Annotated in this window: 26 protein-coding genes and 1 pseudogene; 13 read left to right on the top strand and 14 right to left on the bottom strand. The window is 60.6% G+C overall.

The features are described 5' to 3' along the window. Positions 1–52: 52 nt before the first annotated feature. On the top strand, positions 53–1,348 hold the full coding sequence (gene manA, locus ABIB48_RS07940; protein WP_354212653.1) for a mannose-6-phosphate isomerase, class I: 1,296 nt from the start codon (positions 53–55) through the stop codon (positions 1,346–1,348). Between the two features lie 38 nt (positions 1,349–1,386). On the opposite strand, the gene ABIB48_RS07935 is transcribed toward manA, so the two are convergent. Together ABIB48_RS07935 and glpX are read right to left on the bottom strand one after the other, a co-directional pair. Then, positions 1,387–2,391 (bottom strand): lipid II:glycine glycyltransferase FemX, encoded by a 1,005-nt coding sequence (locus ABIB48_RS07935; RefSeq protein ID WP_354212652.1) that lies wholly within the window; start codon positions 2,389–2,391, stop codon positions 1,387–1,389. A 71-nt stretch (positions 2,392–2,462) separates the two neighbouring features. Beyond that, positions 2,463–3,479, bottom strand: a complete 1,017-nt coding sequence (gene glpX, locus ABIB48_RS07930) for a class II fructose-bisphosphatase (RefSeq protein WP_110104929.1) — start codon at positions 3,477–3,479, stop codon at positions 2,463–2,465. A gap of 198 nt (positions 3,480–3,677) precedes the next feature. Here glpX and ABIB48_RS07925 point away from each other — a divergent pair, with 198 nt between their 5' ends. The 5 genes from ABIB48_RS07925 (at position 3,678) to ABIB48_RS07905 (ending at position 9,195) form a co-directional block, all read left to right on the top strand. Next, on the top strand, positions 3,678–4,265 hold the full coding sequence (locus ABIB48_RS07925) for a DUF4245 domain-containing protein (protein ID WP_315914193.1): 588 nt from the start codon (positions 3,678–3,680) through the stop codon (positions 4,263–4,265). A gap of 105 nt (positions 4,266–4,370) precedes the next feature. Next, positions 4,371–5,036, top strand: coding sequence for a carbonic anhydrase (locus tag ABIB48_RS07920; protein WP_281268032.1), 666 nt, complete (start codon positions 4,371–4,373; stop codon positions 5,034–5,036). A 174-nt stretch (positions 5,037–5,210) separates the two neighbouring features. Beyond that, positions 5,211–6,641 carry a class II fumarate hydratase gene (locus ABIB48_RS07915; RefSeq protein ID WP_354212651.1) on the top strand — a complete coding sequence of 477 codons (1,431 nt, stop codon included), beginning with the start codon at positions 5,211–5,213 and terminating at the stop codon, positions 6,639–6,641. 170 nt (positions 6,642–6,811) lie between these two features. After that, on the top strand, positions 6,812–7,501 hold the full coding sequence (locus tag ABIB48_RS07910; protein ID WP_354212650.1) for a TetR/AcrR family transcriptional regulator: 690 nt from the start codon (positions 6,812–6,814) through the stop codon (positions 7,499–7,501). Continuing rightward, the gene (locus ABIB48_RS07905) at positions 7,498–9,195 is read left to right on the top strand and encodes an MDR family MFS transporter (RefSeq protein WP_354212649.1); all 1,698 of its coding nucleotides are present in this window, start codon (positions 7,498–7,500) and stop codon (positions 9,193–9,195) included. The genes ABIB48_RS07910 and ABIB48_RS07905 overlap by 4 nt, the downstream gene beginning before the upstream one ends. An 81-nt stretch (positions 9,196–9,276) precedes the next feature. Here ABIB48_RS07905 and ABIB48_RS07900 read toward each other — a convergent pair whose 3' ends face one another. Together ABIB48_RS07900 and ABIB48_RS07895 are read right to left on the bottom strand one after the other, a co-directional pair. Further along, positions 9,277–9,747 (bottom strand): NUDIX hydrolase, encoded by a 471-nt coding sequence (locus ABIB48_RS07900; RefSeq protein WP_354212648.1) that lies wholly within the window; start codon positions 9,745–9,747, stop codon positions 9,277–9,279. 136 nt (positions 9,748–9,883) lie between these two features. Beyond that, a complete protein-coding gene (locus ABIB48_RS07895) occupies positions 9,884–10,393 on the bottom strand; it encodes a prepilin peptidase (protein ID WP_354212647.1) in 510 nt (169 codons plus the stop codon). Between the two features lie 69 nt (positions 10,394–10,462). Between ABIB48_RS07895 and ABIB48_RS07890 the strand changes: the two genes are divergently transcribed. After that, positions 10,463–11,320, top strand: a complete 858-nt coding sequence (locus ABIB48_RS07890; RefSeq protein ID WP_354212646.1) for a hypothetical protein — start codon at positions 10,463–10,465, stop codon at positions 11,318–11,320. A gap of 1 nt (position 11,321) precedes the next feature. Here ABIB48_RS07890 and ABIB48_RS18050 read toward each other — a convergent pair. The 4 genes and pseudogenes from ABIB48_RS18050 to ABIB48_RS07875 all read right to left on the bottom strand — a co-directional run. After that, positions 11,322–11,642 (bottom strand): annotated as a pseudogene (locus ABIB48_RS18050) (PhoH family protein); the annotation flags it as partial. After that, complete coding sequence (locus tag ABIB48_RS18045) at positions 11,618–11,830, bottom strand: hypothetical protein (RefSeq protein WP_502914117.1); 213 nt, start codon at positions 11,828–11,830, stop codon at positions 11,618–11,620. The pseudogene ABIB48_RS18050 and the gene ABIB48_RS18045, both read right to left, overlap by 25 nt. 163 nt (positions 11,831–11,993) lie before the next feature. Next, a complete protein-coding gene (locus ABIB48_RS07880; RefSeq protein ID WP_354212645.1) occupies positions 11,994–12,668 on the bottom strand; it encodes a YoaK family protein in 675 nt (224 codons plus the stop codon). A gap of 11 nt (positions 12,669–12,679) precedes the next feature. Beyond that, a complete protein-coding gene (locus tag ABIB48_RS07875) occupies positions 12,680–13,441 on the bottom strand; it encodes an isoprenyl transferase (RefSeq protein WP_110104932.1) in 762 nt (253 codons plus the stop codon). A gap of 177 nt (positions 13,442–13,618) precedes the next feature. Between ABIB48_RS07875 and trhA the strand changes: the two genes are divergently transcribed. Continuing rightward, positions 13,619–14,266 carry a PAQR family membrane homeostasis protein TrhA gene (gene trhA, locus ABIB48_RS07870; RefSeq protein WP_354212644.1) on the top strand — a complete coding sequence of 216 codons (648 nt, stop codon included), beginning with the start codon at positions 13,619–13,621 and terminating at the stop codon, positions 14,264–14,266. 85 nt (positions 14,267–14,351) lie between these two features. On the opposite strand, the gene ABIB48_RS07865 is transcribed toward trhA, so the two are convergent. From ABIB48_RS07865 to mca, 3 genes are read right to left on the bottom strand one after another with little or no spacing between them, the layout of a single operon-like run. Continuing rightward, positions 14,352–16,520: a thioredoxin domain-containing protein gene (locus ABIB48_RS07865; protein WP_354212643.1), complete on the bottom strand. Its 2,169-nt coding sequence runs from the start codon at positions 16,518–16,520 to the stop codon at positions 14,352–14,354. 9 nt (positions 16,521–16,529) lie between these two features. Continuing rightward, positions 16,530–16,937 (bottom strand): hypothetical protein, encoded by a 408-nt coding sequence (locus ABIB48_RS07860; RefSeq protein ID WP_110104659.1) that lies wholly within the window; start codon positions 16,935–16,937, stop codon positions 16,530–16,532. A 57-nt stretch (positions 16,938–16,994) separates the two neighbouring features. Next, entirely contained in the window at positions 16,995–17,891 is an 897-nt protein-coding gene (mca, locus tag ABIB48_RS07855) for a mycothiol conjugate amidase Mca (protein ID WP_315914369.1), read from the bottom strand. Between the two features lie 151 nt (positions 17,892–18,042). Here mca and ABIB48_RS07850 point away from each other — a divergent pair, with 151 nt between their 5' ends. Together ABIB48_RS07850 and greA are read left to right on the top strand one after the other, a co-directional pair. Beyond that, complete coding sequence (locus ABIB48_RS07850; RefSeq protein ID WP_170120869.1) at positions 18,043–18,474, top strand: DUF4307 domain-containing protein; 432 nt, start codon at positions 18,043–18,045, stop codon at positions 18,472–18,474. A gap of 197 nt (positions 18,475–18,671) precedes the next feature. Continuing rightward, entirely contained in the window at positions 18,672–19,163 is a 492-nt protein-coding gene (gene greA / locus ABIB48_RS07845; protein WP_110104662.1) for a transcription elongation factor GreA, read from the top strand. A 155-nt stretch (positions 19,164–19,318) separates the two neighbouring features. Here the strand turns inward: greA and ilvA are convergent, their stop codons facing one another. The 3 genes from ilvA to ABIB48_RS07830 form a co-directional block, all read right to left on the bottom strand. Further along, positions 19,319–20,557, bottom strand: a complete 1,239-nt coding sequence (gene ilvA, locus ABIB48_RS07840; protein WP_110104663.1) for a threonine ammonia-lyase — start codon at positions 20,555–20,557, stop codon at positions 19,319–19,321. Between the two features lie 106 nt (positions 20,558–20,663). Then, complete coding sequence (locus ABIB48_RS07835; protein WP_315914201.1) at positions 20,664–21,887, bottom strand: AI-2E family transporter; 1,224 nt, start codon at positions 21,885–21,887, stop codon at positions 20,664–20,666. Between the two features lie 67 nt (positions 21,888–21,954). After that, complete coding sequence (locus ABIB48_RS07830; protein WP_354212642.1) at positions 21,955–22,896, bottom strand: aldose 1-epimerase family protein; 942 nt, start codon at positions 22,894–22,896, stop codon at positions 21,955–21,957. Positions 22,897–23,029: 133 nt separating this feature from the next. Here ABIB48_RS07830 and ABIB48_RS07825 point away from each other — a divergent pair, with 133 nt between their 5' ends. From ABIB48_RS07825 to galK, 3 genes are read left to right on the top strand one after another with little or no spacing between them, the layout of a single operon-like run. Further along, positions 23,030–23,857 carry a DeoR/GlpR family DNA-binding transcription regulator gene (locus ABIB48_RS07825; protein WP_110104666.1) on the top strand — a complete coding sequence of 276 codons (828 nt, stop codon included), beginning with the start codon at positions 23,030–23,032 and terminating at the stop codon, positions 23,855–23,857. Continuing rightward, on the top strand, positions 23,854–25,023 hold the full coding sequence (gene galT / locus ABIB48_RS07820) for a galactose-1-phosphate uridylyltransferase (protein ID WP_354212641.1): 1,170 nt from the start codon (positions 23,854–23,856) through the stop codon (positions 25,021–25,023). The genes ABIB48_RS07825 and galT overlap by 4 nt, the downstream gene beginning before the upstream one ends. Beyond that, positions 25,020–26,180, top strand: a complete 1,161-nt coding sequence (gene galK / locus ABIB48_RS07815; RefSeq protein ID WP_354212640.1) for a galactokinase — start codon at positions 25,020–25,022, stop codon at positions 26,178–26,180. Before galT ends, galK begins: the two co-directional genes overlap by 4 nt. The last annotated feature ends 19 nt before the right edge of the window (positions 26,181–26,199 follow it).

Below are 26,199 nucleotides of genomic sequence, written 5' to 3'. Positions count from 1 at the left end.
GGCCACAACTTTCAATCGATCTACAGCTCGTCTTGGACCAGGAGAAATTTTTATGTTTGCTCTGACGAACGTGACCCGTGACTACGCATGGGGTTCAACCACGGCCATTGCCGCACTTTTGGGCACCACGCCCAGCGGCGGTCCCGAGGCGGAGTTGTGGATGGGCGCCCACTCCGACTCCCCTTCGATCGCTTCCACTCCTGACGGCGGGGTGCCCCTTGATGAGCTGATTGCCCAGCATCCACTTGAGACGCTGGGCCAGCAGGTCCATGCTGACTTTGGTGCGAAGTTGCCTTTTCTGGCGAAGCTTCTCGCAGCCGAATCCGCACTTTCCCTCCAGGTGCACCCCACGCTGGAGCGGGCCGGGGAACGGTTTGCGGCCGAAGAAGCCGCTGGTATTCCGCGCGACGCCGCGCACCGCAACTACAAGGATGCGAACCACAAGCCGGAGATGATTCTGGCTCTGACACCTTTCGAGGCCTTGTGCGGATTTCGGCCATGCGCCGAGGCCGCGGCCCTTTTCCGTGCCGTGGCGGCAGCCATCGAGGCTCACGGCGCTCAGGTTCCAGAGCTTCTGCACCAGCTAGAGATGACCTTGAATTCCCGTATGGCTGCCCCCATGGTGGTGCGCCGCGCCTTTGAAACACTCGTGGACGGCGGGGCTGCCACCACAGCCCTTGTGGAACTGGCCGCCGCTGCTCTGGCAGCGGACAGCACAGCTCTGGCAGCAGGTGAGGGCGCCGCCTCCAACACTTGTGCAGGGCTGCCGGATAACGGCGCCGCCTCGCTGCGCACCGTGGTGGAACTGGCGGGGCAATATCCTGGAGATGCCGGGGTGCTGGTCTCGTTGCTGTTGAACAGGGTATCGCTGCGCCCCGGTGAGGCCATCTACATGCCAGCTGGCAACATCCACGCGTACTTGAACGGCCTGGGTCTTGAAGTGATGGCGTCATCGGATAATGTGCTGCGCGGCGGGCTGACGGCCAAGCATATGGACGTCCCGGAGCTGCTTGACACGGTGAACTTTAGCCCCAACACGGTCCCCATGGTCCCCACCCGCACCACGGATCTCGGTCAGCAGGTCTGGGAGCCGCCCTTCGCCGAATTTGCGCTTCAGCGAGTGGAGCTTTCAGCCGGGGCCGCCCCGGTCCCCTTGGTGCAGAACGGCCCGCTACTGGTACTGGCAGTGCAAGGCTCCGTCCTGCTGGACTCGCCGCGCAGCGACATGGCGCTGCACCGGGGTGGCTGCGCCTTCATTCCTGCTGTTGAAAACCCTGTGATGGTTCACCCCGGCGCCCAGGCGGGCAGTGAACCGGCAGTCATTTTCGCGGTCACCGTCGCGGGGTGACCGCCAAGGTTCAGCCTGAGAGTCACCGCGCCCGAACGTCAGCGCTTGAGCAGTCCGCGGACCTTCTTGAGCGAGCGGCGTGCCACGGGAAGGGCCTTGGCGAACACGGGGTACAGCGGAGAAAGCCCCAGATCCCAGGTGCCTGCGAGCATGTTCTCATGGTCGGCGAAGCCAAATTTGAACTTCGAAACACCGTCATTGAGCAGGCCGTTGAAATCGTAACGGCGTATCCCCCGCGCCTTCATCTCCTGGATAGCCAGCCACTTCAGAGAGAAGTTTGCCCGCAGCACACTGCCTTCCTCGCTCATGCCGCCATACAGCTCAAACGCGGTGGACTCGCTTGCCGCGAGCCAGAGGAATGCCACCAGTTTCTCGCCGTCAAACGCGCCATAGATGGGTGATCCCTGCGCCAAATTCGCCCAAATGTCACTGTAATAAGCGTCCTCGTGGATACCGAATTCGGCACGCTGGGCGGTTTCCTTGTACACGGCCATGCACAGGGGAAGCTCGGCGGCTGTGACAGCGCGGTACACCAGCGCCTCCCGGCTGGACTTGCGAATGTACTGGCGCGTCTTCTTGCTCATGGCCGCCAGCAACTGCTCTTCGGTGCGGGTCAGATCCAAAATGAGGGTCCGCGGAATGAGGATGCTGGTGGGGCTGGGACTCCAGCCCGTTGCGGGCAGGGTGGCCACGGCCACGGTATCCGCGTCCCAATCCGGTTCAATGCTCAGCGCCACGGATTTATGGGTGGCCTTCACATACCGGCCCACGGCGTCAAGCACTTCATGCTCCCGGCCCGGCTCCGCCTGTGGTCCCCTCGCGAGGTACGCCAACGAGCGGAAGGGTACGGGCAGTGAGCGCAGCAGGATCTGTGCGGAGCCCACAAGCATCTGGCCGTCCTTGACCAAAACACGATCCACACTCCAGTTGTGGGCAGCTTTGGTCTCACCCCAACCCCACAGTTGCATGGGGTGGCCCTGCTGCGAGTTCACAGCGGCATCCCACTCGTCACGGACAAGGCACGGCACAACACTTAAAGTCATGCTTCAACCCTACCGGCTACTGCTGGTGCCGGGTCCCGCAGGCCGCGTGACCCGGCTCCGTTAGCTGGTGGTTAGCCGCGGCGGGCGTAGGTCTCCCACTTGGCTGCCTGGTGTTCGCCCTCCACGAAGCGGATGGTTCCGGACTTGGAGCGCATCACGATGGACTGGGTCAGGACACGGCCCTTATCGTAACGGACACCCTTGAGCAGGTCTCCGTCAGTGATGCCAGTGGCTGCGAAATAGCAGTTATCGCTGGTGACAAGGTCATTCGTTGACAAAACCCGGTCAAGATCGTGGCCGGCATCAATGGCTTTTTGCTTCTCGTCATCGTCAGTGGGCCAGAGCCGGCCCTGAATGACGCCGCCCAGGGTCTTCATGGCACAGGCCGCCACAATCCCTTCAGGGGTTCCACCAATACCCATGAGAGCGTCAACACCGGTACCGGGGCGGACAGCAGCAATGGCCCCGGCAACATCGCCGTCGAGGATGATCTTGGTCCGGGCACCGGCGTCGCGAATTTCTTGGATCAGGCCCTGGTGACGGTCACGGTCAAGGACCATCACCGTGAGCTGGTTAATTTTCACACCCTTGGCCTTGGCAATCAGGTGCAGGTTCTGCTTCACGGGCAAGCGCAGATCAACCATGTCCGCAGCCTCGGGGCCCGTCACCAACTTCTCCATGTAAAACACGGCGGAGGGATCAAACATGGTGCCCCGCTCAGCCACAGCCAAAACGGCGAGAGCATTGTTGATGCCCATGGCGGTCAGCCGGGTGCCGTCAATCGGGTCAACAGCAACATCACACTCTGGTCCGGATCCGTCACCAACAACTTCACCGTTATAGAGCATGGGAGCTTCATCTTTTTCACCCTCCCCAATGACCACAACACCGTTGAAGTGGACAGTTGAAAGGAGCGAGCGCATGGCGTCCACGGCGGCACCATCGGCAAGGTTCTTTTCGCCAAAACCTACCCAGTGGCCACCTGCAATGGCGGCTGCTTCCGTTACACGGACCAGTTCCAGCGCCAGGTTGCGGTCCGGCTCATCGTCACCGACGGCCAATGATCGGGACAATTGCGAATAATCCATCTGTGCTGCTTTTTCAGCCACGTTTAAACCCCATTGTTCAGGTAGGCGCAGTTTTGCTGTGCGCTTTTGCACGCAGTCCTGGCGTTTTATTGCCTACTCAAGCAATCATAGGTGACTGCGTGAAACAAAAAGCCGTGAAGTGCGCCACAGCGCCTCCAGCGGGACGCTTTGGCTCTCCACATCTGGGAAGATGGGGAGGTGAGTGATTCCAGCCCTACCCCGCCCTTCAAGCCCACCATTGCCGCCGGAGCAGCAAAACGCGCCAATGCTTCACTGGTTGGCATGCTCTTGGCCATCTTCTCCACCATCGCCATTGTGCTGACTATTGTGTGGCTTAACCCTCAGCAAAAAGCCGAAAGCTACCGCATGGACATTGACGTCTCCGCGGTTGCCAAGCATGCCGCAGATACGGCCGGCTTTGCCCCTGTGGCCCCGCTTCTGCCCGATGGTTGGTACGCCAACTACGCTCGGTGGAACCCTGCCGGTGCAGATGGTGTGGCTTTTTGGGACGTTGGTTACGTCACGGCAAGTAACACTTTCATTGCCTTGCGCCAGTCCATCACGGCCAACCCCACGTGGACAGCAGACCAGTCTTCCAACGCCCCTATTACGGGCACTCGGGCCATCAATGGGCACGAGTGGGAAGTGCGTGATAAACCTAAAGGGGACCGCAGCTTGATCTTGAACTCCGGAGATAACACCGTCATTTTGACTGGTGCTGCGGATTTCGCCGATTTTGACTTCCTGGCCAAGGCCGCGACCGACTCGCTTAGCAACGGCAAGTAACGTCAGCAGCACGGCACCGGTTGGGGCTGGCACCACCAACCCCGCCGCCGGACCGGCACGCTCCAACTCCAGCTCCAGCATTTCAACTACGAAGGGCAACAACTCATGACCGGTGGAGAAGACGGCAACAGCACCGCAATCGCAATCGCAATGCACCCTCAAACTCCGGCGCAAGCCTGGGAGACGTTGATGGATGGCAATGCCCGGTTTGTAAGTGGCACCTCCAACCACCCCAACCAGGACGCTGCCCGGCGCACCTCACTGCTCTCCGATCAGCACCCCTTCGTCATGATCTTTGGCTGCTCAGATTCGCGCCTGGCCGCTGAAATCATCTTTGACCTCGGCTTGGGCGATGCTTTTGTGGTGCGCACGGCCGGTCATGTTGTGGACAACACCGCCCTGGGCTCATTGGAGTACGGCGTGGAATACCTGGATGTGCCGCTCATTGTGGTGCTCGGTCACGACAGCTGCGGTGCTGTCACGGCCACCAAGTCCGCCGTGGACACGGGAAAGATGCCTGCCGGCTTTGTCCGCGACCTCGTGGAGCGCATCACCCCTTCGGTGCTGGCGTCACTGCGCAAGGATCAGGGCAGTTCCGTCAATGACATGGTAGAAGAGCACGTCAAGCAGACGGCAGCCCGCCTGGTGGAAAACTCCCCCATTATCGCCAGTGCCGTTGCCCGCCAGCGCACAGCAGTGGTGGGCCTGACGTACCGCCTCAATGACGGCACGGCCGATCTTGTCTACAGCAACGGCCACATCCACGGCTAATACGCGAGCCTTAGTACCCCAGATTTATCGCCCCCCACGCTGAGGCGGGGAAGAGAGCGGAACGTACGTGCCGCTCTCTTCCCCGCCTTTCGTCAATGGCTGGCCTGCGCGAATCCCCGGGTGGACACGGGCAGGGTTTTCGAACCTGGGGGCGGCGGCGATAGGGTGGATGTCATGACTGATACTGCCGCGGCCTCCGCACAAGAATTCCGTATTGAACATGACACCATGGGCGAGGTCCGGGTTCCGGCCAACGCCCTGTACAGTGCCCAGACCCAGCGCGCTGTGGAGAACTTCCCCATTTCCGGCATGACCTTGGAGTCAGCCCACATTGCAGCCTTGGCGCGCATCAAGAAGGCTGCCGCCACCACCAACGCCGAACTGGGTGTTTTGGATGCTGAGCTGGCCCGCGCCATTGAGGGCGCCGCCGATCAGGTAGCTTCCGGCACGTTTGATGGCGACTTCCCGATCGACGTCTTCCAGACCGGCTCCGGAACCTCCTCCAACATGAACATGAATGAGGTCCTGGCAACTCTGGCCAACAAGGCCCTGGCTGCTGCCGGCTCCGAAAAGGTGGTGCACCCGAACGATCACGTCAACGCCTCACAGTCCTCCAATGACGTGTTCCCCACCTCGGTCCACGTTGCGGCCACCTCCGCCCTGATCAATGATCTTGTTCCGGCCCTTGCTTACCTGGCTGAATCACTGGAGCGCAAGGCCGAGGAATTCAAGGACATCGTCAAGTCCGGCCGCACCCACTTGATGGATGCCACCCCCGTCACGCTCGGACAGGAATTCGGTGGCTACGCCGCCCAGATCCGCTACGGCATTGAACGCGTGGAGTCCGCCCTGCCCCGCGTGGCAGAGGTCCCCCTCGGCGGCACCGCGGTTGGCACGGGCATCAACACCCCCGCTGGTTTCCCGCAGCGCGTCATTGCCCTGCTCGCACAGGACACCGGCCTGCCGTTGACCGAGGCACGCAACCACTTCGAGGCACAGGCCAACCGCGACGGCCTCATTGAGGCCTCGGGCCAGCTGCGCAACATTGCGTACTCGATCATGAAGATCAATAACGATCTGCGCTGGATGGGCTCTGGCCCCAACACGGGCCTGGGCGAAATCTCCATCCCCGATCTGCAGCCCGGCTCCTCGATCATGCCCGGCAAGGTCAACCCCGTGATCTGCGAGGCCGCCATCATGGTTGCCGCCCAGGTTATTGGCAACGACACCACCATTGCGCTGTCCTCCACCAACGGCGCCTTCGAGCTGAACGTGGGCATCCCGGTCATGGCCGCGAACCTGCTGCAGTCCATCCGCTTGCTGACCAACACCTCACGTGTCATGGCGGATAAGATGATTGACGGCCTCAGTGCCAACGTTGAGCGCGCCCGCTTCCTGGCGGAGGCTTCACCGTCCATTGTGACGCCGCTGAACAAGTACATCGGCTACGAGAACGCCGCCAAGATCGCCAAGCACGCCATCAAGGAAGGCCTGACCATCCGTGAAGCCGTCCTGGCTCTGGGCTTCGTGGACCGCGGCGAACTGACCATGGACCAGCTGGATCAGGGCCTGGACGTCATGGCCATGACTCGCGCACCCAAGTAATTCCTGCACACTGCGCATTAAGCACCGCGCACTCAGCACCGCCACGGAGGGACCCGCTGCACTTTACATGGAGCGGGTCCCTCCGCCGTTTCTAAAGGCCGCGGGCCTATGGCACAGCTCACCACGTCTAGATTTTGCACTTTGCGGTTAATAGTGCAAACTTTTACTTTGTGACTGAAAGTGCAAAACTCTGCCAGGCCCCCGGCCTGCGCGCCCGCAAACGCGAGGCAACCCGCTCCGCCATCACCAAGGCGGCGCGGATTTTTACTGCCCAGAGCGGCCTCAACGGCTTCACCATAGAGCAATTATGTGAAGAAGTTGGGGTGTCCCGGCGGACGTTCTTCAACTATTTTCCGTCCAAGGAAGACGCCATCATCGGCTACTTGCAAGATGAATTTCCTGCAGATGCCATGGCTGTATTTCTTGCGTGCGGAAAAGCGGACAAGGACCCCGAAGGCAATCCCGCAGGTGAACCGTGGCCATTGAGCACCACCCTCGTGCAGGATTTATTTACCCTCGCCTGCGCCATGACGGAGCAAATGGACTTCTCCAGGGAACACATTCAGGATCTCCTGGCGGCCATGAAAAAAGAACCCCAGCTCATGATCAAGGTGATAGGAAGTGCCCATGCCCGTGAGCAGGAGTTCGCCGAACTGATAGCCCAACGCGAACAGCTTCCCGTAGACGATCCGATGGCCCGCATGGCAGCAGCCCTCTTCGGTACTTGTTCACAGCGTGCCAGCATGGCGTTCTTTTCCGAGGACAACACCTCCTCCTACGCCTGCCTCCTCGCCGCGAATATCACCACGGCCCAAAAACTTTTCACCTTGTCACACACCACCTTTGAAGGAACTCCATGAGTACTGCACTCAAAGCAGGGGAACCCCTCCTGTTGACCCAAAAGAGGATCTGGATCATCTTCTCCGCGCTGATCGCCGGAATGATGCTCTCGAGTCTGGACCAAACCATTGTTTCCACCGCCATGCCCACCATTGTGGGCAAGCTCGGCGGTGTAGAGCACCAGACGTGGATCACCACCGCGTACCTGCTGGCCACCACCATTGTGATGCCCATCTACGGCAAATTGGGTGACATCCTGGGACGGCGGAACCTGTTCCTGGCCGCCATCGCCATCTTCACCCTCGCCTCCATTGGTTGCGCGTTTGCCACGGATTTCTGGGGCTTTGTGATCTTCCGCGCCATGCAGGGTTTGGGTGGTGGCGGCTTGATGATCCTCTCGCAGGCCATCATTGCAGACATTGTCCCTGCCAATGAGCGCGGCAAGTACATGGGCCCGCTGGGCGCCATCTTCGGCCTCTCCGCCGTTGCCGGGCCCCTGCTGGGCGGCTACTTTGTAGACCACCTGACCTGGGAATGGGCGTTCTACATCAACATCCCGATCGGCATTGCCGCTTTCATCGTGGCATTCTTTGCCCTGACGCTGCCCTCCAAGAAAGCCACACAGAAGATTGACTTCATGGGTGTGGTGTTCTTGTCCATCGCTACCACCTGCCTCATCTTCTTCACCGATTTCGGCGGTAAGGCCGGTGGCTGGACTTCACTAACAACGTGGAGCTGGGGCGCCGGCATGATCGCAGCCGTTGCCCTGTTCATCGCCACCGAGGCCCGGGCAGAAGATCCCATCATCCCGCTGTCCCTGTTCAAGAACCCCATCTTCTTGAACTCCACGGCCATTGGTTTTGTACTGGGCATGGGCATGTTTGCCGCCATCGCGTTTGTGCCCACGTTCTTGCAAATGTCCACGGGCACCTCCGCCGCCGTCTCCGGACTGTTGATGCTGCCCATGATGGTGGGCCTGATAGGCACCTCCATCTGGTCCGGTATCCGCATGTCCAAGACCGGCAAGTACAAGGCCTTCCCCATTGCCGGTTCTCTCGTGACCATGATTGCCATGCTGTGGCTGACCACACTGTCCGCCGAGACCCCCATCTGGGTTATTTGTGCCCAGCTGTTCGTGTTCGGTGCCGGCATTGGCTTGATCATGCAGATCGTGGTCATCGTGGTACAGAACTCCGTGCCGCCTGCACAGCTGGGCACCGCAACCAGCACCAACAACTACTTCCGTGAAGTTGGTTCCGCATTGGGTGTGGCCGTTTTTGGTGCCATGTTCACCACCCGCCTGGCCGAGTCACTCACCAAGGTCTTCACCGAAGCTGGCGCGTCCCCGGAAGACGCTGGCAACTCCATGTCCAGCCTTGACCCGCAGGCGCTGCACCAACTGCCGCAGTCCATCCAGGACGGCATCATCAACGCCTATGCCGATTCCCTGGCCCCCGTGTTCTGGTACCTGGTTCCATTCATGGCAGTGGCCTTGGTGCTGGCCATCTTCATGAAGGTTATTCCGCTCTCAGACACCTCCGGAATGGTGGCCCGCGGCGAGGCCGTAGGCGGTGCCGAAGCCGAGCGTTTGGAGGCAGAGCGCACCGCGAACAAGGCTGCTTCCGGCAATCCGGCATCAGCAACGGACCCCAGCGGCACGGACACTCTCCTACTCGCCAAGGATGAGTCTGCGCAAGGCCCTGACAAACCTTAGTCCGCCCTTGGCGAGGCGGGTGCCGCCGTCGTACTTGAAAAAGGTACGACGGCGGCACCCGCCTTCCGTGCCTAAGCCTCGCTAGCGCTGGAAGTGAGGTTCGCCATTGAAGGCGAGCGCCCGGTGAATACAGTCCAGATGGCCAGGGCGCAGGGGTGGGAGTGCGTCCAGGGCGAACCAGCCTACGGCGAGGGATTCGTCGTCATTGACGCAGGCCGTTCCGCTTACGTAGCGGGCAATAAACTCGATGTTCAGGAAATCACAGACATCGCCGTTGGGGAAAGTGACAGGCCCCACGGCCGCCACCCCCAGCAGGTGCTCAATCCGGGCACTCACACCGGTCTCCTCCAGTATTTCGCGCAGCATGCCGGGGCCCGGCTCCTCCCCCGGCTCCAAGATACCGGTAATGAGCGCCCAGCCACCGGTATCAGCCCTCTCGCCCAACAGCACCTGGCCGGTGTCGTCAAAAACTACGGCGCGCACCCCCGGGAGCCAGAGCGGATCATGGCCGATCTTTTCGCGGAGCTTGAGAATGTATTCCGGTGATCCCATGTGCCCAGCCTATCCCCAGGGGATGACACCGCTGAGGCAGCGGCACCTTCCATCTGGTGGCGCTGCCTCCGGAGACGGCCGCCCTACTGGTGTGATCACCCCAAATGGGAGGACCGCTAACTGTGGCGGCGTGTGTTCAGGCAGGGAGCAGCAGCATGGTGGCCAGTGTGCCAGCGATCATGGCGGGGGCAAAGGGTATTGCCGTTTTGGCCGTGCCTTTGCGGCTCACAATCAGCAGCATGCCCCAAAGCCCGCCGGCAACAAATCCAGCGGCAATCCCGAAAACAACATGTTGCCAGCTCAGAAATCCCAGAAACAGGCCCAACACTCCTGCCAGTTTCACATCCCCAAAACCCATCCCGGCCGGATAGATCGCCCACAACAGCCAATACAGGCCAGCCATGGCCAGCGCTCCGCCGGCGGCCCGGAGCGCATGCCCTGGTGCCTGAGCAGCTATGGCTGCCGTCAGCAGCAACGCCGCAACAATGGGATAGGCCGGAAGTACATAACGGTTGGGGAGGGTATGGGTGCGGATATCGATAACGCTCAGCACCAGGGCCAGCCACAGCAGATACAGGCTGGCGGCGAGAGCACAGAGCAGCGCCAGGGAGTTTCCTTCCCAGAAATCCAGCAGTCTTGTGACCATAAGCGCGATGCTACGCCATTGCCTCCTGCTGCGGGCCAAAATGGCCAGCCACGGGGCTAAGCTGTGGATATGAGTGCCCCCACCTTCACTGCCGATGCCTTTCGACATCTTGCCCGCTCCTCCCCGTGGCGCTGGCAGAGCGTGCGCTTTGAACTGCATAGGAAGTTTCCCAACTCCGTCTACGGTGGCTCCGGAAACTCGTGGGTGCCGCTAGCTGTGGCTGGCGCCGAAGTAAAGACTACTCCCGGCATTGATGAGCGCACGCGCGGGCTGCTCGAAGACAAAGATCCCACGTTGTCCATAAATTGCTGGGTGCGCCGTCCCGGAGCGTTGCGGGTAGAGACGTTGGAGGGGAAGTTGTTGGCCAGCACCACCAAGATCAATGAATCACGGGACTCCCTCTTTATCAGCGGAAGCCGCAAACCGTGGCTACTGCAGCCCTCACTGGTCAATCCAGTCAAAGATAGCCAAGGATTCGTGGTGCGCCGCCCCGAGGCTCGCTACGGCGAACCCGCCTATGGCTCCGGCCGGGCCGCTGCAGCCCTCGATCCGGTGGAACTGACAGGGGAACGCCCTGTTCCGTTGGAAGCACCCTTCGCCAATGTGGCTGAAATTGCGGACATCGCCGTGGTAACTCACCACGGCAGGGACGCCGTGGAAGCGGTGCTCACACCTAATTCAAGTTACCGTCCGCTCTTTGCTGACGCGCCGCTGCTGTTTCCGGGCCGCACAGCCGTCCGCATCGATCTGGAGACGGGGATTTGTGTGGCCTCCCAGTCACTCGATGGCGACAGTGCCGGGGCAGGGCACTGGATGGTGCTTCTGGGTATTGATGAGTACATGCTCGATGACCTTTTTGAAGAGGTCAGCATGGGCTTGACCGATGTCCGGGCCCACATCCCGTGGGAACTGGGCCCGGATCAGTAGCCTAGATCTCTGCCCGTTCCAGCAACTCCGTCACGAGCGCCGCAATAGGCGAGCGTTCGCTCCTAGTGAGTGTCACATGGCCAAATAGTGGATGCCCCTTGAGTGTTTCCACTTCCGCCACCACGCCGTCTTGTCTGCCCACCCGCAAGTTATCCCGCTGAGCGACGTCGTGGGTGAGGACAATCTTGGATCGCTGGCCTATCCGGCTCATGACGGTCAGCAGCACATTTTTCTCCAATGACTGAGCCTCATCCACAATGACAAATGAATCGTGGAGGGAGCGGCCTCGGATATGGGTCAATGGCTGCACCTCTGCCACCCCAGTCCATCCCGAATCTGCCACGAGTTCATTGCGGTACTCCAGCCGCAGTGCCCTAGAGCAATGGTTGTGGCGAAGCCGCCATGAGCTGCGCCCAACTCATCCAAGAGCCGCAGTGCTGTGCGGGCAAAGTAGCCCAACTCGGGGTCGTGGCGCTTGCGTTCCAACTCGGCGACCACCACAATCGGCACCACCACCTGGTGCTCGGCGAAACGTGTCACCGCCCGTGGGTCCGAGAGTAAAACGAAAGGTGTCAATAACGTACGTACGCAAGGCGGCCGTTGTGTGCCGGCGCTGGGATTGCTGTTCAAGGTTCATGGTTTCAACCACGTCTGCTCCAACCCTCCGGAGGGTCTAAGAACCTCCGGAAACCTCAGGGGCTCCTGGTGAGTGCCAGCTAATCCTGCCGTTGATCAGAACCGCCAGAACCAGGACGGCCACGGCAATCCACAAGGCGTTCAGATTAAGCGTCAGGTAGGCAAAGCCGCCGATGATGGAGCCTGCCGTCAGCGAGAGCCAGAGCAGGCCATAGCGCAGCCACAGCCACCGTTGCCCCCCGGTCAGTGCTGTGGCCAGATGCTGACCCATTTTCACCAACGTGCCTGTCATATAGGTCAGACCGATGCTGACCTCGCCGTCGCGCTCAAAAATGACGTTTTCAGCGCCCATGGCCAGCGCCATGATGGCCGGGGCAAGCCATCCCCCCAGCCCCAGATCAAAAAGTACGACGGCGCAGACCAGTGCCGCACTCACGTACAGCAGCACCGCCATCCGTTTACGGGACGGGACCATCCGGCGCAGGATCGAGGCACTCACCACCCCTATGAGAAACGCGGCCACCAGCCCGAAGGCGAGGGCGAAGCCCAGCCAGTTGCCTTGGGCCAGTGCCGTGCCACCCCGTGTGGAGTTTCCGCTCATGAAGGAGACAAAGTAGCCGCCCAAATGAATGAATCCCACGGCATCAACAAATCCTGCACCGCTGGAAAGGACGGCGGCAAGGAGTATCTCGGAGCGGTGATGGCTCTGCACTGCGCGCTGGCCTAGCTGCCGAAGCGCCGGCTGCGGCCCGCGTAGTCGCGCAGCGCGCGGAGGAAATCGATCTTGCGGAAGGCCGGCCAGAGCGCTTCGCAGAAGTAGAACTCGCTATAGGCGCTCTGCCACATGAGGAACCCGGAGAGGCGCTGCTCCCCCGAGGTACGGATCACCAGATCAGGATCGGGTTGGCCGCGGGTATAGAGAAATTTGGAGATGTCATCAACACTCAGAGAGTTGGCAACCTCCGCCATGGTGCGCCCCGCGGAGTCCGCGTCATGGAGGAGTTCCCGGACGGCGTCAATAATTTCACGCCGGCCACCATAGCCAATAGCCATGTTGACGTGGATGCGTTCCTGCGCCGGGACCCGTTCAGTCAGTGTGGAGAGCCGGGCGGCCAAATATTCGGGCAGTAGTTCCGGGGCGCCCATGGCGTGAACGCTAATGTCAGCGTCGGCGTCGAGTACATCCAGGGTGTTGGCGATGATGGCCATGAGCTCATCCAGCTCTTCGGGCGAGCGGCTCATATTGTCGGTGGAAAGCATATAGAGCGTGACCACCTTGATGCCGAGGTCTTGGCACCAGCCCAAAAATTCCAGAATCTTATCCGCACCGGCCTGGTGACCCTGGCTGGTGGGGGCATTGAACTGTTTGGCCCAGCGGCGGTTGCCATCGACCATGACACCAATGTGCCCGGGCACGCTGTCCAGATCAAGAGATCTTGCCAAGCGCCGTTCATAGAAGTTGTAGAGAATCTTTGGCATCCGCATGGACGCGGTGGACAACCGCATGAGAATGCACCGGACCTTTGCGAATGATGGCCCTGCGGCCGTACGAATCTTGCTAGATCTAGATTACCCGCACGCACCGGGGAATCCTGCCAAGAAAAAGCAAAATACTTGTTACTCACCGGTAGCCCTATGGGTGCGCGGGATATGATTTTTGCCATGAGCACTCTTTCAAACACGGAACACAAGCCCTCTTGGCGCGGCTGGCTACATGCTGGAACTGCTCCGTTGGTTCTGGTGGCAGGCATCATTTTGGTGGTATTGGCACCGAGTTCCGAGGCAAAAATCACGTGCGCCATTTATGTATTTACTGGCGTACTGCTTTTTGGCACCAGTGCGCTCTATCACCTTGGCACTTGGTCTCCAAAAGCGAAGGCCATTCTTAAACGGCTCGATCACAGCAACATCATGCTGGTCATTGCCGGCTCCTACACGCCGCTGTCCTACTTGATGCTGCCCCGACCCACCGCCACGCTGTTGTTGTGGATGATTTGGATTGGCGCCATCGCCGGAGTCATCTTCCGTGTGGCCTGGGTGCGCGCCCCACGCTGGCTCTACGTCCCGATCTACGTGCTCTTGGGCATCACAGCCCTGTTTTTTCTCCCCGAATTCTGGGCAGCAGGGGTAGTACCCACGCTGCTAATTTGCCTGGGCGGGGCCATGTACATTGCCGGCGCCGTCATTTACGGGATCAAGAAGCCCAATTTCAGCCACCTCCACTTTGGCTTCCACGAGTTGTTCCATGCCCTCACTGTGGCAGCCTTCGCCACCCACTTTGTGGCAGTGGTCCTGGTGGTCTTCTCCTAGGCACCATATTCTGGGCACCGTCTTCTGGGCACCGTTACCTACCGGCCGTCTCCCCACAGCCGTCTCCGCAGTGCGCAGACGGCCGTTATTCTGCCTTGACGCGGTGCGGGCGGCCTACGAGCTGTTGGAGCTCTTCGGGGCTTTCAACGGGGCGCGCACAGACCATATTCCTGCAAACATAGGCCAGCGGGCTGCTAGCCGCTGTGCGCCCGGCCAGCAGTGGCACTGTTTGCGTGTCAACGCCATCCCCCACAGCAAGGGCCATCCCGGGCGATCCAGATAGCCATGCCTGGCGTATCAGTGCTTCCCGTAGCTCCCCAGGGGCTCCCACGATGGCTAGTTCCAACGGCCCGGCAGCTAGTGCTAGCGCGGCACCGAGCATTCCTCCGGCAGATCGAGGCGCCCGGGCGGCCAGTTCCGGAACTGTTGCCAGCATGCTCTCCGCCATGGCCCGATGCCGTGCGGATCCGGTGTATGCCGACCACGTGGTGAACGCCTCCGCCAGCAACGCCACCCCGCCTGTTGTGGCGTTGTCGAAGGGATCGGCACAACGCGATCCCTGCACCGGATGTCCGGCGGACGCAGCGCCCTGGTTGAACACCACGGAATCTACAATGAATTCCTGCTCCGCCGCCGCCACAAGTTCCCCGGAAAACTCAAACCAGCGGGTATCCCCCGTGGCCGCATACAGTGTCAAAAACCCGTTGGCGCAGGCTGCATAATCCTCCAGTAGCCCCTTGATGCCGCGGGCCACCCCGTCATGGGAAACCCGAGATAGTGTCCCATCCCAGTGGACAGAGTGCAGATATTCTCCCAGTTCCACGGCGGCCACCAGCCACGTGGGTTCCTCAAGTACCATGGCGCCTTCAGCCAGGGCACGCATGAGCATGGCATTCCAGGCCGCCACCACTTTATCGTCCCGGGCTGGCATGATCCGGGTGGCCCGGCGCCGCAGCAGGGCGGGCTTGAGCTGTTGCCATTGCTGTTGCTGGCGCCCAGTCAACGGCGCTCCAGGATGCAGCGGATGGGAATCACCGGCACCGGCGTCCGCGCTAATCCCCATGGCTTGTCCCACGGCAGCTGCCAGGTCCAGCGCGGCAGCTGAATTCTCTTCAATTTCACGCGCCGCGTCCTGCAATTCCGTCATGTTCCACTGGTAGCTGGCACCCTCGTGGTGAACGCCCGAAACCACGGTGTCTGCATCCAGGGAGGACGCAAATGCGCCACCTTGCAGGCGCAGTTCCGTCAGGAGCCAGTGCACCGTGGCTGTTGCGGCCTCACGGGCTGCAGCGCCTCCCAGCGGCGCAACGGAAGGCGGGCAGGCTGCAACCCAGGAATTTTGATCTTCCAACGGCTCGCTCTCAAGCAGCCTTATCCACCGCACCAACACCTGCAGCAGCCCGGCATTGTCATACAGCATTTTCTCGTAGTGCGGTTCTGACCAGTCAGCTGTGACGCTGTACCTGGCAAAGCCGCCGCCCAACTGATCAAACAGAGCCGAATGCACCATGGCGCCCAGTGTCCGCCCCGCCAAACCACGCGCCTGCGCGGCCGTTTGGGTTCCGGAGGTGGCCAATAGGAGCAGGAATTCAAGGCCCGGGGTGGGCGGGAACTTCGGGGCCTGACCCAGCCCGCCGTGACGCAAATCTTCGGCCGCAGCCATGGCCGCCAACGCTTTTTCGCCCGGCCCCAGCCAGTCCGGGCCCTGCCCTGTGGGAAGTTCCACGGCGTCCCGCACGTTTGTGTGCACCTGCCACAGCGGCTGGGCGAGGGTTTCGGCCAGGGACTGTGCTGTTTCTTCCACCTGGTCACGGCGCATTCGCCAGGCCTCTTCCACCGCTTCCAAAACCTGGGCAAAAGAGGGCTGACCACTGACGGGTTGGGGCGGGAAGTAGGTGCCGGCGTAGAAGGCTTTGCCCTCCGGGGTGAGGAAACCGCTCATGGGCCAACCACCTTGGCCACTCAGTGCCTGGGTGGCGGCCATGTAGGTATCATCCACGTCGGGGCGTTCCTCACGGTCCACCTTGATGGAGACAAAATGCTGGTTCAGGTAGACGCCAATGGCGGGGTCTTCAAAGGACTCCCCCGCCATGACATGACACCAATGGCACGCGGCATAGCCCACTGAAAGAAAAATGGGTACATCACGTGCCACTGCTTCGGCAAAGGCAGCCTCGTCAAAAGGCTGCCAGGCCACTGGATTATGAGCATGCTGGCGAAGGTAAGCGCTAGGTTCACCCGCCAGCCTGTTCATAAGATCCGGCTACTTCTCGCCCGGGCCGGGGGTGTGCACGGGCCGCGGTGCGCCGCCGTCGTTCTCCTGCGTGGCATTCTCAGGAACAGAACTCTCGGGTGCACTCGCTTCGGGCACACTGTCCTTGAAGGCGTTCTGGTAGCTGGCCTTTAACATGTCAGACTCGGACATGATGGGGATGCCCAGGTACTCACTGGGGACTCCCGAGCGTTCTTCCTCCACCAGTGCACGGTAACGGACGCGGCGAACGCGTTTGACCATGTCACGGATCAAGAAAAACATGATCACCACAATGCTGAAGGTCATGACAAAGCCCAGCAGTCCCGGCGTGATTTGATCTTCGGTCAGGCCAGGGCGCAGGCCCGGCTGCGTAGGGATGGCAGGGTCAGTGTTGGCGAGCAAAATCAGTGTAAGCACAATCCGTCTTTCGTTTCATCCCCGGTGGCCAAGGTGTCAGCGGGAAACGTCCACTATCTATCGTAAGCCAGCAAAGAGGTCGTTCTCCGGCATAGTGGTTGGAACGCGGGATTCAATGAGTGAATAATCCTCCCACGGCCAGACTTTGCGTTGCATGGCCGGGCTGACGGCGAAGAAAAAGCCTTCGGGGTCCACTTGGGTGGCATGGGCACGCAAGGCGTTGTCACGGCTTTCGAAGTAGTCACCGCAGTCAATCTGTGTGGTGGTGGGGTGTTTACTGGCAGGCGGGGTATGCCCCTCAGTATCCGCTTCTAGCCAGGACGCGATCCGTTCAGCGTAGGGCGAGGCAAGGCCCGCCTCCTCCAGTGCGTAATGCAGTGAACGGAAACGCTGCGGGTTGAATGCCAGATCATAGTACAGCTTTGACGGTTCCCAGGCTGGCCCAGTCCCGGGGTACAGGGCAGGATCACCGGCGGCGTTGAAGGCCTCCACGGTTACCTTGTGCGCCATGATGTGGTCCGGGTGGGGGTAGCCACCGTTTTCATCGTAGGAGACAATCACATGCGGCCTAAAGCGACGGACCAGCCGGACCAGCGGGGCAGCGGCAATCTCCAGTGGTTTCAAGGCAAAGCAGTTGGCGGGCAGTTCCGGCAACGGTTCACCTTCGGGCAGCCCGGAATCGGCAAAGCCCAGCCATTGGTGTTTGACGCCAAGAATTTTTGCGGCCCGGGCCATCTCCATCCGGCGTGCCCCTCCCATGTCACGGGCAGAGTGCGGATCATCCTTCAGTGCCGGGTTTTGGATGTCACCACGTTCCCCGCCCGTGCAGGTGGCCACCATGACCTCAACGCCGGAGGCTACGTAGGAGGCCATCATGGCCGCGCCCTTGCTGGCTTCATCATCCGGGTGGGCATGAACGGCCAAAAGTCGTAGTGTCCCCACTTGTTCATTCATCTTGCTACTCACGTAAAAACTTCCTTCGATTCTTCGCTCACACAGGGACAACACGCGGTGGCAGAAAGAACGCTAAACTTGTCTTGGTCCAGCGCTCCATCTCTTGGGGCGGCCGGCCGCGGCAATCGCGGAACAGACACAAGTGGATGCAGTGACAAATTCTGATTCTTCAGCAGCTACCAGCCTAGCCAATCGTTACGGGACACCCAAGCGTAAGGTGTCCAAGAAAACACAAAAAATCATCATTGTTGTTGCGGCCGTGCTCGCCCTGACATGGATTTTGTGGGTCACCATTGGCGGCAACGCCGGGATCAGCAATAAAGATCTCAGCTACCATGTGGTGGATTCAACCTTGACCACTGTGGACTTCGCTGTCTCTAAAGATCGCGACGCTACAGCACAGTGCGCCATCAAGGCCATGGATGACACCTACGCCGTGGTGGGCTGGAAAGTGCTCACCATAGGACCCAACAGCAAGGACACCGGCTCCGAAAACGGCCGCACCACAATTGTCCGTGCGCAGCTACGCACTGACACTTTGGCCGTCACGGGCCTGGTGGAAAACTGCTGGATAGTGAAGTAGAAGTCACATCCCCCGCGTCAATTCTTGGGTTTATCCGCCTTATTGACTAAACTAGCTCTTATTACCATCTGCCCCGCTTGGTTGATCCCAAATTTTTACGGCGTATGGATTGCGCAACATCTGTGTTGCACAGGCATAAACGTTCAAGGGATCGGCACCGGCGGGGCCTTTGCTTTTGTACATTCAAGGAGAACTACGTGCCTACGACCCACAGTGCGCCTTCAGCATGGCTGACGCAGGAAGCCTTCGACCGCCTCCAGGCTGAACTTACCCGGCTATCTGGCCCCGGCCGCGCGGAAATTGTCAGCAAAATTGAGCAGGCCCGCCAAGAAGGGGACCTGAAGGAAAACGGCGGCTACCACGCTGCCAAGGACGAGCAGGGCAAGATCGAAGCCCGCATCCGTCAGCTCAGTGAGATGCTGCGCAATGCCCGCGTTGGCGAAGCTCCGGCTGATGATGGAGTTGTGGAGCAGGGCATGGTGGTGGTTGCCACCATCGCAGGAGACAAGACCACGTTCCTGCTCGGCAGCCGCGAAGTTGGCGCTGGCGATCTGGAAGTCTTCAGCGAGCGTTCCGCCCTCGGCGAAGCCATCATGGGTAAGCAGATTGGTGACAAGCTCAGCTACCTGGCCCCCAATGGCCGTGAGATTGCCGTGGAGATCATCTCCGCCAAGCCCTATGTAAGCTAAGGCTTCGCATCACTAAAAATGACCCGCAGCACACACCGAATCCGGCGTCTGCTGCGGGTCATTTTTCTGGGCTCTTGCTCACAGGGCACAAGAGCCCAGAACACTGTGGTTTAGTGCACTGGGGTTTAGTGAACTGGGGTTTAGTGAACTGGGGTTTAGTGCACCACGATGGGTTGGAAGCCTTCGGCACGCAAAGCGGTCAGGACCAGTTCACAGTGCTCATGGCCCTTGGTTTCTAGGTTGACGGTGATGGAAACATCTCCCATGGAGATGGAACCGCCCACGCGCGTGTGGTCCAAGCCTGTGACGTTGGCATCATTTTCGGCAATGATGCGCGAAATGGTGGCTAGTGAACCCGGGCGGTCGTTGAGCATCATGCGTACCGTCATGAACCGCCCTGCCGCGGCGAGACCGCGCTGGATGACCTTGAGCATGAGCATGGGGTCAATGTTGCCCCCTGAAAGGACCACCACCGTGGTGCCTGGGTTTTCGATCTTGCCTTCCATCAGGGCTGCAACACCCACGGCACCCGCGGGCTCCACCACCATTTTGGAGCGTTCCAGCAAGAAGATCAGGGCCCGTGCCAGGGAGTCTTCGCTGACGGTGATGACGTCATCTACTAGTTCGCGGATGATGGAGAACGGCAGCTGACCGGGACGTCCCACGGCAATACCGTCAGCCATGGTGGAAACCTTCTTCAGCGGCACCAGGGCGTCAGCGGCTAGCGAGGGCGGGTAGGCTGCGGCGTTTTCGGCCTGCACACCAATGATCCGGATCTCCCGGCCCAGCTCTTTGGCACGCGCCTTGACGGCCACTGACACACCGGCCAACAACCCGCCGCCACCAACACCCATGATGATGGTGTCCACATTGGGCACCTGATCCAGAATTTCCAGGCCAATGGTGCCTTGTCCGGAGACCACGTCCACATTGTTGAACGGGTGCACAAAGACGGCCCCGGTCTCATTGGCGTAGCGCTCAGCCTCGGCCAGGGATTCATCCACGTTGTAGCCGTGCAGCACCACTTCGGCGCCGTGGCCGCGAGTGGCGGCCAGCTTGGGCAGGGCCACGCCCAGGGGCATGTAAACGCGGGCCTTAATGCCCAGCGCCTTGGCCGCCACAGCCACCCCCTGTGCATGATTACCGGCCGATGCCGCAACCACGCCACGGGCACGTTCCTCTGCGGAGAGCTTCGCCATGCGCACATAGGCCCCGCGCACCTTGAACGATCCGGCCCGCTGCAAATTCTCACACTTGAAAAACACCTCAGAGCCCGTCATTCGCCCCAGCGCACGCGAGCTCTCGATCGGTGTCAGGGCAATAATCTCCGCCAACAACTCCCGTGCCTCTTCTACATCTGCAAGGGTGACGGGGAGCTTGCTGCTTGCGTTCACGGTAGTTTTCTCTTTCTCTGCGAAATGGTGGTGGAGCAATTTCACTGCCTGTGACGGCGGGGAAATCTTGAAGGGTTCGTGTTGATGTTCCGCTCCGGACCCCGGGTCAGTCTCGTGATTCACCCTCAGGGAAAGCCGGGGAGGCAGCGGTGGCCGGGGTGGGCTCGGGCGGCCCGGCGGTGGGCTCACCGCCGTCGGGCACTAATTGCGGGATCCCATACTTTTGGCCAATCTCTACATCATGCTCCCAGCCTCGGTTGGCAATGTAGCGAATAAAGGAGTTGGCCACGGCCAGTAGGGGAACCGCGAACAAGGCACCCAGGATGCCTGCCACGCCGGAGCCAGCCGCCACGGCCAGGATCACGGCTACGGGGTGCAAGGACACTGCTCGGCCCATGATGAAGGGCTGCAGCAGATGGCTTTCAAGTTGCTGGACGAGCAAGACGATGCCGAGCATGATCAGGGCGTTGACCCAGCCGTTAGCCACCAGTGCCAGCAGCACAGCAACAGCACCGGTGACGAGCGCACCAACTACGGGGATGAAGGAGCCAACAAAGACCAGTACGCCCAACGGCAGTGCCAAGGGGACCTGAATGATCGCAGCACCGGCACCGATGCCTACGGCGTCCACGGCGGCCACCAATATCTGAACGCGGGCATAATTGCCCAGCGACGTCCAGCCGCGACGGGCGGCGCCGTCCACGGCGGGCCGTGCACGGCGCGGGAAGAACTTCACCACAAACGCCCAAATATCCTGCCCTTCAAGGAGGAAGAACAGCAGAATGAACAGGGTCAGCAACAGCCCCACGGAGAAGTGAGTCAGGCTACTGCCCACACCCAAGGCGCCAGAAAGGATCGCGTTGGAGTTATTCTGCAAGCTTGCTAGGGCATCGTTGAGATACTCCGTCATTTGATCGTTGCTAAGGCCCAGCGGACCGGAGTTGAGCCACTCCTGAATCTGGATCAAACCCTTAATGGCTTGCTGGCTCAGGTCACTAAAGCCCACCACCACTTGCCGACCCACTAGGAACAAGGCACCCAAAACCAGAACTACCAGACCCACCTCGGCAATGGCCACGCTGAGTCCTTGGGGGACACCAATTTGTTTGAGTTTTTTCACCAGCGGGCGCAGCAATGATGCCAAGATTGTGGCGATCATAATGGGCACAAGCAAGATCGAAACCTGGCTCAATAGCCAGATCAGCATGGCTGAAACTATGAGGACAACGGCCATCCGCCAGGACCAGGCAGCGGCCACGCGCATGCCCACCGGGACCATAGAGGTTTCATTCTGGAGAGTGCGCTCATCGTGCTGCTTTGGGGGCGTCATAATGTAATACTTCCCTATAGCGCAAAAATTGTTAAAACGGCGTCCATTTTGACCGTTCCACAAAGGCTCAAAGTACGGAGTCAACGCCCCAGTTCATGGTGAATCTCTCACCGGGTGCCAGCCAGCGCAGACCTTGACCGGAGTTGAACGCATTGGCCGGACCGGTCATGGGTTCCAGTGCCACGGCAAGGGTCCGTCCCGGAAAAATACTGGTGACGTACACGTGAACATAATCCACGCTGGAATCGTGCCACAGACTTACGCTGCGCCCGTCCGGGGCAGATAGCGTGTGCAGGGCTACGCCGTGGTCCGTCACCAGGTCGGTGAAGGCAGTGTCCATCAGGGAATCCGGGACGGGCCGGCCGGCCCGCAAGTCAAAGCGCCCTGCCACGGCTTGCGTACTCGTGGGGATCATGCGCTCATTCGCTACCAAGCGAGTGGCGGCGTGCACCGTCAGAGTCAGCTCCTGCGCCGGGACATCACCCAAAGTGAAGTAAGGGTGGGCGCCCAGGACGAAAGGGGCTTTCCGGGAGGAATCGTTAATGAGGGTCTGGGCCGTCCGCAAGTTGCCATCTGCATCAAGGCAATACCGCACCTGGTGACGCATCAGAAAAGGGTAGCCATGCTGTGGATGGATAACCGCTTCCAACAGCACGTGAGTCTCGCTGACATCCAAGGCGTGGTAGCCGGTATTGCGCAACAGGCCGTGAATGGCGTTGTTGCGATCAACTTCGGTAATGTCCATCTGCTGCGTGTGGCCCTCCAGCTCCCACCGCCCACCATCAATACGATTGGCGAAGGGGGCCAGTGTGATGCCCGCCGCGCCGGGAGCAATTTCTTCTAGCCGGTAGCTCTCAACGAGCGCCACCCCGGACTTGTCATAGGCGCGCAGACCAGCAGCCAAAGAGGTGATAATGGCGGTGGCATCCCCGCGGCGCAACGTAAATTGTGTGCCTGTGGCTGCCCGGGGGGCCGCTGATTGGCCGGTGGTGGCGTCAATAGTACTCATGCTGATTAGGTTACTGCCTTCACTATGTTAAATGTGTTTTGGACCACGAGACATACTGCGGAAACCACAACAATAATGTAATATTTTGTTTGAAACTGTTATTTTTGATCGGTGATGGAAGTAGGGCTTTTCAATGCTTGCACCAGAGCGCCAAGCGCGCATCCTCAAAGAACTGCAATTGCACGAAGCCGTTCGCGTGGCTGACATCGCGGTACTTCTAAATGTCAGCGAAATGACCATTCGCCGCGATATTGAAACCTTGGACCAGAACGGGTTGGCCCGCAAGATCCACGGTGGGGCCATGCGCTTGGCCCGGCTGAGCGCGTTAGAGCCCGGCTTTCTGCTCAACGTGGACAAGGCTCTTGATGCCAAAGTTGCCATTGCCAGTGAAGCTCTTGCGTTGGTGCAGCCTGGTATGACGCTTGCCCTGACAGGTGGCACCACCACGTATCAGCTGGCCATGGCACTGGCAGCGGAATTGGACAGGCTGCGGAATCTGACGGTTGTCACCAACTCCCTCAAGGCCGCTGAGTTGCTGTATAACCACCAGGGCAGCTCGGATCTGAAGGTCATAGTGACAGGTGGGGAACGCACCCCCTCTGAGGCTCTTGTTGGTCCTGTGGCACGGCTTGCACTGCGCAGCATGAACACCGATATTTGCTTCATGGGCGTGCACGGTCTGGATGTGGAGCGCGGCTTGACCAGCCCCAACTGGCTCGAGGCGGAAACCAACGCCGCCTTCATTGAGGCCACCTCACGGCTGGTTCTGCTGGCTGATAGCTCCAAATTCCAGGTACGTTCACTGGCCGCCATTGCCCCCTTGTCCGCTGTTGACACCATCATCACCAACAACGATCTGAGCCCGGCCACCGTAGAACTATTCTCCGCACGGGTCAGCCATTTTTTCGCCGCACCTCAAACGGGCGCATCCTCCCACCTCCCAACCGGAAAGATCTCATGACCATCGCCACCAGTACGCGCCTTGCCGACGGCCGGGAACTCATTTACTTTGACGACGGCACTCAAGCCAAGTCTCATAAGAGCCTTGACACGCGTCCCCTTGATGCACGTTCCCAGGAGAACACGGGAGAACTGCGCTTCGACGCGCTCACAGGAGACTGGGTGGCTGTTGCCGCGCACCGGCAGACCCGCACCTATTTGCCCCCGGCCAACCAGTGCCCACTCTGCCCCACCACGGGCGAGAATCTCTCCGAGATTCCCGATTCCGCTTATGACGTGGCTGTTTTTGAAAACCGTTTCCCGTCACTGGGCCCGGCGGTGGGCAGCATTCCGGAAAGTCCTCAATGGGGCACCATGGGACGGGCCTTTGGCCGCTGCGAAGTGGTGGCCTTCACCCCCGAGCACACAGGTTCCTTTGCCGGGCTCTCCGAAGAGCGCGCCCGCACTGTTATCGATGCCTGGGCGCACCGAACAGAAGCATTGAGCGCACTGCCGGGCATCAAGCAAGTGTTCCCCTTTGAGAACCGCGGCCAGGATATTGGTGTGACATTGCACCACCCCCATGGCCAGATCTACGCCTACTCCTACGTCCCGCCACGCAGCCAGGTCATGGCCGCTGCTGCCCGGGACTTCTATGACGCCCATAATGGTGGCGCCACGCTGCTGGGGAACATCCTCGCCAACGAATCCGAGTCCGGGGAGCGCATGATCGCCCAGGGCCAACACTTCAGCGCCTACGTGCCTTTTGCCGCGCACATGCCGCTGGAAGTCCATCTGACCCCGCACCGCCATGTCCCCGACTTTGCCGCACTCAACGATGCTGAACGCGATGAATTGGCCTCCATGTATTTGGATGTTCTACGCCGTCTGGACAGCCTCTATGACTCCCCCACACCGTATATTGCCGCCTGGCACCAGGCGCCGTTGGACTCTGTGCTGCGTCCGGCCGGACGGTTCCACCTGGAACTTACTTCCCCGCGCCGGGCTGCCGACAAGCTAAAGTTCCTGGCCGGCTCCGAGGCCGCCATGGGCGCCTTCATTAACGACACCACACCCGAACAAGTTGCTGCTCTGTTGCGTAACACCCCCGGGAGTCCCACATCCAGCAGCACATCCGGGTCCCTTTCCGGCATGGACTCCCGCACCCAGAAAGCAGGTTTGCTATGACCCAGTCCATCGATGCCACCGCGGTAGCGGCAGCGTTCACCGAAGCCTTTGGTGGCACCCCCGACGGCGTCTGGGCGGCTCCTGGCCGGGTCAACCTCATCGGCGAGCACACCGACTACAACGAAGGTTTTGTGCTGCCGTTCGCCATTGACCGGGCCGCCGCGGTGGCCATCAAGCTCCGAACCGACAACGTGGCCCGGCTGCGCTCCAGCTATGGCGAGGCGCTCACCGTGAGTGTTAATCTTGACACCCTCTCCCATGAGACCATGCAGGGCTGGACGGCCTATCCGCTGGGCGTTGTGTGGGTCATGCGCCAGATGGGCATCACCCTTGGCGGCTTTGATCTGTTCCTGCATTCCACGGTGCCCTCGGGTGCCGGGCTGTCCTCGTCGGCCGCCATTGAATGCGCCGTGGCCACGGCCTTCAACGAGCTGGAATCTGCCGGGCTGAGCCTGAACGAACTTGTTCTGGTGGGCCAGCGCGCGGAGAACGAGGTAGTGGGAGCCCCCACCGGCATCCTTGACCAGTCCGCTTCCCTGCTGGCCACGGAAGGCCATGGCGTGTTCCTGGACTGCCGCACACAGGAGTCCAAGGCCGTGCCGTTGGATCTGGACGCGGCGAATCTGCTGATTCTGGTGGTTGATACCAAGGTCAGCCACGCACACGCCACGGGCGGATATTCTGCCCGCCGCGCCTCCTGTGAGCTGGGTGCAGAGGTGCTGGGCGTCGCCGCCCTGCGGGACGTTTCTGTCAGCGGACTGCCCGAGGCCGCGGGTCTTCTGGATGAGGAGACGTACCGCCGCGTGCGCCACATTGTCACGGAGAACCAGCGTGTGCTGGACACCATTGCTGTCCTTGACCACGCCGGACCCGGCGCCATTGGTGACTTGCTCACCGCCAGCCATGCCTCGATGCGGGACGATTTTGAAATTTCCTGCCCTGAGCTAGACCTTGCCGTGGACACGGCACTGGCTCATGGCGCGCTGGGTGCCCGCATGACAGGCGGCGGTTTTGGCGGCTCAGCCATCGCCCTGATTCCGGCGGCCAGCGAGGCCACGGTGCGTGAGGGCGTTCTCCAGGCCTTCGCAGCGGCCGGCTTCACAGCACCTGACATCTTTGCTGTGTCTGCGGCTCCGGGCGCCCGGCGAATCGCCTAAGCGCTCAGCGCATCGTCAG

The sequence above is a fragment of the Arthrobacter sp. UYCu511 genome, from assembly GCF_040547105.1.
GTDB classification, from domain to species: Bacteria; Actinomycetota; Actinomycetes; order Actinomycetales; family Micrococcaceae; genus Specibacter; species Specibacter psychrochitiniphilus.
This window is presented reverse-complemented; position numbering and strand designations above follow the sequence as displayed.